6 protein-coding genes are annotated in these 8218 nt (G+C 42.1%); 5 read left to right on the plus strand and 1 reads right to left on the minus strand.

The window, feature by feature from the left end; genetic code table 11:
• Positions 1-36 precede the first annotated feature (36 nt).
• On the minus strand, positions 37-1137 hold the full coding sequence (locus WH214_RS13300) for an OmpW/AlkL family protein (RefSeq protein WP_339422856.1): 1101 nt from the start codon (positions 1135-1137) through the stop codon (positions 37-39).
• A gap of 343 nt (positions 1138-1480) precedes the next feature.
• On the opposite strand from WH214_RS13300, the gene WH214_RS13305 reads away from it, so the two are divergent.
• The 5 genes from WH214_RS13305 to prpB form a co-directional block, all read left to right on the plus strand.
• On the plus strand, positions 1481-2068 hold the full coding sequence (locus WH214_RS13305; protein ID WP_339422855.1) for an RBBP9/YdeN family alpha/beta hydrolase: 588 nt from the start codon (positions 1481-1483) through the stop codon (positions 2066-2068).
• 291 nt (positions 2069-2359) lie between these two features.
• A complete protein-coding gene (locus WH214_RS13310) occupies positions 2360-4195 on the plus strand; it encodes a DUF1302 domain-containing protein (RefSeq protein WP_339422854.1) in 1836 nt (611 codons plus the stop codon).
• A gap of 200 nt (positions 4196-4395) precedes the next feature.
• Positions 4396-5421 (plus strand): AraC family transcriptional regulator, encoded by a 1026-nt coding sequence (locus WH214_RS13315; protein WP_339993550.1) that lies wholly within the window; start codon positions 4396-4398, stop codon positions 5419-5421.
• A 469-nt stretch (positions 5422-5890) separates the two neighbouring features.
• Entirely contained in the window at positions 5891-7522 is a 1632-nt protein-coding gene (locus WH214_RS13320) for a long-chain-fatty-acid--CoA ligase (protein ID WP_339993552.1), read from the plus strand.
• 42 nt (positions 7523-7564) lie between these two features.
• Positions 7565-8218 (plus strand): methylisocitrate lyase (gene prpB / locus WH214_RS13325; protein WP_339993553.1); only part of this gene is annotated, 654 nt, incomplete at its 3' end.

Here is an 8218-nt window from a genome sequence, read left to right on the forward strand (position 1 = left end):
GATGCTTCATTTGAGGTATTCAGTATTTTCTACCACTTAGAAGCGATAGCCAACCCCGACATAAGTCACTAATGGGTCGAGATCAATCTTGGTGGTGGACTTAATTAATTGTCGGCCTGTAGACGTGTCAGTGACAGTCACAGTTGCGACGTTATTAAAGTTAGGCATATAGCTGAGTGAACCCGTACTAAACCAACGGTCGGTAAAGTCATAGGTAAAGCCTGCGGTCAGCACAGGTGCAAAGGCATCACTGGTTTTGACTTTCACCTCAGGGGTCGCTGTAGAGCTGCCTTTGCCCCCATGCAGTGCTTCACCTGCGCGACCGTTTAAAATATTATCAATCATGTAGCCCGCTTGGATCAGATCTTCTTCGACACCGCCATTGAGCTTTAATTTATTGAAATGTCCATACACCACGCCCGCACCTAAAAATGGACGGAACTTATTTTTACCCGAAGTACCAAAGTGGTATTTTGCAGTTACTGCTGGTGTCCATGCGGTCACTTCAGCCACCGTGCCATGCGCACCAAGGTCTGTAATTAAAGTGTCTTTGAGCAGTTCTAAACCATCAAAATAGGTAGGTGGTGTATGTGCAGGTAGGTGAGATGAATTCGAAGTGGATAAAGCCGTTGCACGAATTTCACCTACACCTTTTACGTCGACTTTAGGAGGAATACCACCCACCAACTCTAAAGAGACATTGTCATTAACAAAATAACTCAAGGTCAAACCCAGTGTGTCAGTATCATCAATTTCCATACCACCATCAGCAGTATAGTCCGAAATGCCCGTGATATCAGCTCTCGCACCATTCATAAAACCATCAGGCACTTTATAGTTTGGATCTTTCTGACTATTTCTGACAAAGGCATCAAACATGATTTTGCCCATTCCTGTCAGCTCTTTGCTGTTGATTGCATATTTGGCAAGATCAGTCCCATATAAAGATCCAACACCATAACTGCCTCCTTCTTCAACCGCCGTTGTGACATGGGTGGAGTTCGCCTTCCCCTGAGGCATGACATGCATCCAACCTGCACTAACAGCCCAACGTTTAAAGTTTGTAGAATCCGCATAAGCAAAATTTACTGACAATAGGCATGCAAAAGGCACGACTATTTTACAGATTTGACTCATTTTAATTTCCTTTTCATTTGCTATTTTTTTTATGGTTTCAGCGGATCCTTTCTGAAACGCAAGCGTATTATTGAGGCAGTTATTTTTTTAAGCAATCGGCAAAATTTGAAGAAAAACATGAAATGTGTTGCATTAATTAAAGTAAAAGTTTTATTAATTTTATTAAAATCAAATATTTAAAATGTTTATGTGGTGTATTCTAAAATGTTATAGATTTGATGATTTGTCATCAAATGAAAAGCAAATGTCGCCCTATGTATATCGAATTGGCGACCATCCCTCTATGTTGGATACAACAATGCATCGCATTGATTAAAAAGCATCAGGCTTAATAGGTGTATCCATGGAAAAAATATTTACACAGGCAACAGTCTTCATTATTCCGGGTTTGCGTGATCATGTTGCTGCACATTGGCAAACATTGCTTGAGGCAAAGCTCGTAAAAGTTCGCGCCGTTCCGCCAGCTGAAACAGACAAATTGAATTGCGCAAACCGTGTCGCACGCATTGAAGCCGAGCTGAAAAAAATCGAAGGACCGGTTATTTTGGTGGCGCATAGCGCAGGTGTGTTGATGACTGTACATTGGGCTGCGTTGCATCAGCATGATATTCAAGGGGCGTTGCTGGTTACACCACCTGATTTGGCGGAAAGCTGGCCTGAGCATTATCCAAGTCCTGAGATTCTTAAAAACGAAGGATGGAGCCCATTACCGACTCAGAAACTGCCATTTCCAAGCATTGTGGTGGCGAGTACCAATGACCATTTAGCGCAGTATCAAGCCGTTGAAGCAATGGCAGAGATATGGGGTAGTCAGTTGGTCAATGCAGGTGCTGTAGGGCATTTGAACCCAGCAGCAGGTTTTGGCGATTGGCCACAGGCGGAACAGTTGATCTTGCAGTTGGATGCTTTGTCCACAGAGCAAGTTTCATAGTTGAGAGGCAGAGTTCACCTTTGCATTTCAATCTCGAAAAATCAATCCATGCAAATGACCTAAAGACTAATTTTCATGACCTAAAGACAAATTTGAACATTTTAAAACAGTTAATTTAAATCCCGAGCCAAAGGATGGCTTTACAGAATAAATAGAGATGTGGAGAGAAGATGTTGAATTTAGTGAAACGTTATTTATGGCATATGAAGGTGTAATCGCCAGTAATTTTTAGCGTTTGTATGGAAATAAAACACAGTATTTAAAAATAAATCATATCGATATGGAGATGATATGGTCGGTCAATTTGTGTCTTTAAACAGACAAAATCATCATATTTCATTGATGAAAAAAACGGTTCTTTGTTTAAGCCTTGCTTTGGTGATCTCGGAAGTTTCAGCAGCGAGTTTTGATCTCAATGAGGAATGGAAGCTTGAAACCAAAAACGTTCTTAGCTTTGGGACAAACTGGAGTACCCAAGAGGCATCTAGTTCATTGGTCTATAAACCTGATGCAAATCATATTGGAAAAGAAGGCCATAGCATTGATATCAATGGTGATGATGGTCGCGTGAACTTTAATGAAGGCGATGTGATTTCACAAGTGGTGAAAGGTTTGACCGAGCTGAACTTAAAAGGAAAACAGCAGGGTGCAGTGGTCAGTGCGAAGTATTGGTATGACCATGCTTATGAAACAGGTGAAGGCGATTTAAAAGCCTTTGATGATTCGGCGTGGCCCCGACTAGCGAAATTTAAGGGCATCGACCTGTGGGATGCCTATATTTGGAAGAACTTTGCTTTAGATAATGGGCAAAGTGCCAATATTAAACTGGGCAAACATACCTTGCAGTGGGGCAAATCACAGTTCTTCCAAAATGGACTCAATAGTGTCAGCGCTTTTGATTATGCTGCGATGAATCGTCCCGGTGGTGATGCACGAGAGCGTGTGATTCCAACGGAAATGTTTTCCTTTGAAGCAGGAATTAATGAACATTTGAAATTTGAAGGTTTCTATCAGTTTAAATTCAGACCGTCTGTGGTGGATGGCTGTGGGACATTCTTTGCCATTTCAGACTTTGTGCCAGAAAACTGCGGGCCGATCGTTATTACTGTGATGCCGGGCGATAAACTTACCGATACGGCTTTAGATGCCAAATCTTATATCCCGCGTAGTGAAAGTCGTTATGCTAAAGACAGCGGACAGTATGGTTTTTCCTTAAAGCAAACGTTGCCTAAGTTAAACAATGCTGAGCTCGGGCTGTATTTTGCAAATTATCACAATCGAACCGCGAATTTTGACGGGACCGCTGTCACTGCGGCAGGGCCAGCAAACTTTAGTACCGCACAGTTTTTCTCGATCTATCCTGAAGACATCAAAATGTATGGACTTAGCTTGGCAGGCAAAGTCGGTACGACCTCTGTGTTTAGTGAGTTAACGCATAAACCCAACCAGCCTTTGCAGTTTAATGGGACAGATATTGTCTACGCACAAGTCTTAGACAAAAATACGCCATTAACAGAGGCAGGAACATCGGCAGACTTTGGGCAATATTTACAAGGTTATGCCCGTGCGCCCGTGACCCAATTTTCACTCGGTGCTGGTAACAGCCTAGCAAATGTCCTTGGAGCCAATACCTTTACTTGGGCTGCCGAATTGGCGGTGAATCATATCGGTGAGATTGGCAACAACCGTTTTGGTCGTGTCGGTGCTTTTGGGCGTAGCGAGTTGTCATCAGGTGCTTATGATCCAGAAACCAAAGCAAACCAATGTACCCCTTATGGAACAGCCCATTTATCCAATGATGAAATTGACCGTTTAAATGAACGCTTTTGTAATACAGAAGGCTTTTTTACAGAATGGTCATACGGATATCGTTTGCGTGGCGCTTTAGTCTATAAAGATTTGCTGCCTGCAACCGTGATTACGCCGAGTGTGTTGTTCCGTCATGATGTCGATGGTTTTAGCCAAAACTTTCAGGAAGGTCAAATGAGTGTTGCCGCAGCGGTTTCTGCAACATACCGCCAACGATATACCGCAGAAATGGCCTATACCAGTTTCTTTGGTTCAAATGACTTCAGTACCATCGATGACCGAGATTTTGCCTCGCTCGCATTTAAAGTGAATTTTTAAAAAGAGCTAGGATATTTGTTTGAAAGTGAATATTTGGCTCATCTGAAGCATGGTCTAAACAGACCATGCTTTCGTTGTATTTGCACCAGATTGCATTGCAATCCAAATTTTGAAAGCATATTTGAATGATTAAATATTCAAAATGAATAGGGATATCAGACAGTCATGTGCTGAATATATCGACATATATAGAGGGAACTATGCATAGTATCGATTTAACACGACAACCACAGTCCAATCCCATTGGCATTTTGAACCTGATTGCCAACTATTTAGAAGAACATAGTTTCGATGCACGTACGGTATTTGAACATTTTGGGATTCAGCGAGAAGATTTAAAGAACAATTTATTGCCCATTTCTCTACAAACACAGGGCAGTATTTTTCAAGCCGTTGAAGCATTAACAGGCTGTGATCATTTGGGTTTAGTGATTGGAAAAAAAGCACAATTTTCAAATATTGGGCCATTACGTTTTCTGGTGCTGAATGCCGCGACCATGCGGGATGCCATGCAGAGCCTCTTTCAATACGGCAGTATGTGGTACAGAGGGCAAAAGTTAGATTTGAAAGAAGATGATGGCTATGCACGTATTTGCATGCATATCGATGGTGATATTCCTGGAAAAGAACAATATCAAACTGCGTATTTGGTTGCGATGGTGTCTATTATCGAGCTGATTTTGGGTAAATCTTGGCGTCCAGCCTTGGTACGCATTTCATATCCGAAGCCAAAGTGTGCGCATCTGTACGAAAAAGCATTTGGCTGTCCTGTTTGGTTTAGCCAGTCACAGCACGAAATTTTATTTCCGCAGGAACAACTCGATCAAAAAAGAGCAGGGCATGATCATCAGTTAGATCAATTTTTGCGTCAGCATCTGTCTGAGCAACAACCCCACGACCGTGTCGACATGATTGGTCAGATTTGTAAAATTATTGAGGAATTATTGCCACACCGAAGTTGTAATGTCGAACGTGTGGCTGAATATTTTTCGATTCACCGTTTTACTTTGTACCGTTATTTGAATAAACATCAGACTAGTTTTGAAACCTTGCTTGAAGCGACACGTAAGAAAATTGCTGCGGAGTTACTTAAAAATAAAAAACTCATGATTATTGAAGTGGCCAATCAAGTGGGGTATGACGATCAAGCCAATTTCACCCGCGCATTTAAGCGTTGGTATGGCATCACGCCTGGGCGTTGGAGACGGATGAATCTGCATGCTTAAAGTGTGCAGATTAAGCTTCATTCTTATTTCTTAAAATATGCTTTCGGCATTTGATGGGTGCTTAAAATCATTCGATCTGTCCATATTTATATTATCTCCTTAAATTCCTCATAAGACGTCTTTTCTTGAATTCTCTAGAGTGTACGTCTACTCCAGCTTGACCTTACGTAGAGTTTTTTTTATTCAAGGTTTAAAAAATCATATGAAATCAGGTGTATGTCTCTCAGATTAGTTTTGAGTTAATTATCACTTTTTATAATATTGAATATTTGTATAAATAATTAATTAAAACAATAAATTAGAAGATTTAAGTTTTTTGTGCATAAGTGACCAAATGACTAAATAACGCAACTAAATGACAAAATGAAGATGGAAAAAGACAGTATTTTAAAAAACAAATGACCAAGACCGATCATATGCGGATCTTAAACAATAAGTCTAAAAAAGATTTTTAAAAAGGAAGTTTCTGATGATTGGAAATATGATGTTTCAACCTTTGTTGATTAGCAGCCTGATTGAACATGCCGCTCGTTATCATGCAGATACAGCCATTATCTCCAAAAATACTGATGGGTCGATGCTGCATACAGACTGGGGACAAATTGCTAAAAACTCAAAGCGCTTTGCCAATGTATTGCAGTCGTGTGGCTTTGCGGTCAGTGACCGTGTGGCCACCATTGCATGGAATAATAATCGTCACTTAGAAACGTGGTATGGCATATCAGGCAGTGGGTTGGTTTGCCACACTATTAACCCGCGACTTTTTCCTGAGCAGCTCAGTTATATTATCAATGATGCGAATGATAAGGCACTGATTTTTGATAAAACTTTTCTAAATTTAGTGTTATCAATTAAATCATCCATTCCTTATGTAGAGCATTTTATCTGCCTCGATGCTTATGATGAAGACATCCAAAAAGCTTTACCTGAAGTGCTGTTTTATGATGAGCTAATTGCACAACAAAGTGAACATTTTGAGTGGCCTGAACTGGATGAAACTAAAGCCAGTTCACTGTGTTATACCTCGGGTACGACTGGGAATCCTAAAGGGGTTTTATATAGTCATCGTTCTACTATTTTGCATAGTTACGCAACCTGTTTGCCCGATTCATTTAATTTTTCAGCACAAGATTGCATTTTGCCTGTTGTTCCTATGTTCCATGTCAACGCATGGGGGACACCGTATGCAGCGGCTATGGTCGGTTGCAGTATGGTGTTACCGGGGCCGATGTTAGATGGCGCCAGTTTGGTTCAGTTGATTGATCGATATAAAGTAACGACAGCTTTAGGTGTACCGACTATTTGGCAAGGTTTGCTTACAGCAGCGAAGCAATCTGACAGCAAACTCGACAGCTTAAAACGCAATGTAGTCGGCGGCGCGGCTTGCCCACCGTCAATGCTCAAAACGTTTAAAGATGATTTTCAGTGTGAAACCATTCACGCATGGGGCATGACGGAAACCAGTCCTTTGGGTGTGGTGAATCAACTCAAGGCTAAACATTTGCAGTTGAATGACTCGGCCCAATCGAGCTTGCGTTACGCACAAGGCCGCCCACCGTTTGGGGTGAGCATTCGAATTTGTGATGCTGAAAAGGGTAGTACCGAATTGACTTTAGATGGACAAACCACAGGACATTTGCAGATTAAAGGGCACTGGATTGTAGAGTCTTATTTCGATCAATTTAGCAATGCACTCACCGCAGATGGCTGGTTCGATACGGGTGATATGGCAACTATTAATCCAGATGGCTATATGGTCATCAGTGACCGTTCTAAAGATTTGATCAAATCAGGCGGAGAGTGGATTTCCTCAGTTGAACTGGAAAATATTGCCATCGCGCATCCTGAAATCGACATGGTAGCAGTCATTGCTGCGACCCATCCAAAATGGGATGAAAGACCTATTCTGATTGCGAAAAAGACCGCAGTCAGTCAGGTGTCTGAAGCTGAACTTTTAGATTATTACACGGGCAAAATTGCGAAATGGCAAATCCCCGATCGCGTGGTTTTTGTCGATAGCATACCTGTTGGCGGCACAGGCAAAGTCCTGAAAAAAGATTTACGAGCAAGTTATGGCTCAATTTTACTCGCAGTGGAATAAACAACACTTCACATTCATTCATAATGCTTCAAGGAAAGGACGATGACAGAACAAACATCTGCAGGCTTAAGATTTAGACAAGCACTGGAAGTGGAAAAACCATTACAAATTATCGGTACAGTCAATGCTTATGCAGCAATGATGGCGAAACAGGTGGGCTACAAGGCCATCTACCTTTCGGGTGCTGGTGTAGCCAACTACTCTTATGGATTGCCTGATTTAGGCATGACCAGTCTGGATAATGTTTTGGAAGATGTACGCCGCATTACCGAACGTGTAGACACCCCGTTACTGGTCGATATCGACACCGGTTGGGGTGGGGCATTTAACATTGCCCGCACTGTGAAACAAATGATTGCCGCAGGCGCAGCCGCAGTTCACATCGAAGACCAAGTAGCACAAAAACGCTGTGGCCACCGCCCCAACAAAGAAATCGTCACCCAACAAGAAATGGTTGACCGCGTAAAAGCTGCAGTCGATGCCAAAACTGATGCAAACTTTGTGGTGATGGCACGTACCGATGCCCTACAAAAAGAAGGCCTACAAGCGGTAATTGACCGTGCTTGTGCTTGTGTAGAAGCCGGTGCCGATGCGATCTTTGCCGAAGCAATGACTGACATTACCATGTACAAAACCGTCTGTGATGCAGTCGGCGTTCCAGTACTGGCCAACATCACCGAATTTGGCGATACCCCA

Source organism: Acinetobacter sp. MYb191, assembly GCF_037572605.1.
GTDB classification, from domain to species: Bacteria; Pseudomonadota; Gammaproteobacteria; order Pseudomonadales; family Moraxellaceae; genus Acinetobacter; species Acinetobacter johnsonii.